Annotated in this window: 1 pseudogene; it reads left to right on the forward strand. The window is 45.7% G+C overall.

What is annotated here, in order from left to right:
• A pseudogene (locus A3712_RS07310) lies at positions 1-374 on the forward strand (PTS mannitol transporter subunit IICBA); the annotation flags it as partial.

Below are 374 nucleotides of genomic sequence, written 5' to 3' on the forward strand. Positions count from 1 at the left end.
AATCTCTCCAGCGTCTCCTGGTTCTATCTTCGCGATTCTGTTGATGACACCAAAAGGCTCTTACATCGGCGTGATTCTATCGGTTATCGCAGCAACGGCAGTATCGTTTGTTGTAGCGTCAATCCTTCTTAAAACATCAGCGCAAGATGATGAGGAAGATTCACTAGAGAAAGCATCAGCACAAATGAAAGACATGAAAGCGTCTTCTAAAGGTGCAGCAACGGGTGCAGACATCAACCTAGCTGACGTGAAAGCAGTATACGTAGCATGTGATGCGGGTATGGGTTCAAGTGCAATGGGTGCAGGTCTACTTCGTAAGAAAGTAGATGCAGCGGGCCTAAATATCACGGTAACTAACTACGCAATCAATAACC

It is taken from the genome of Vibrio sp. HI00D65, assembly GCF_001635455.1.
In the GTDB taxonomy this organism is placed as follows: domain Bacteria; phylum Pseudomonadota; class Gammaproteobacteria; order Enterobacterales; family Vibrionaceae; genus Vibrio.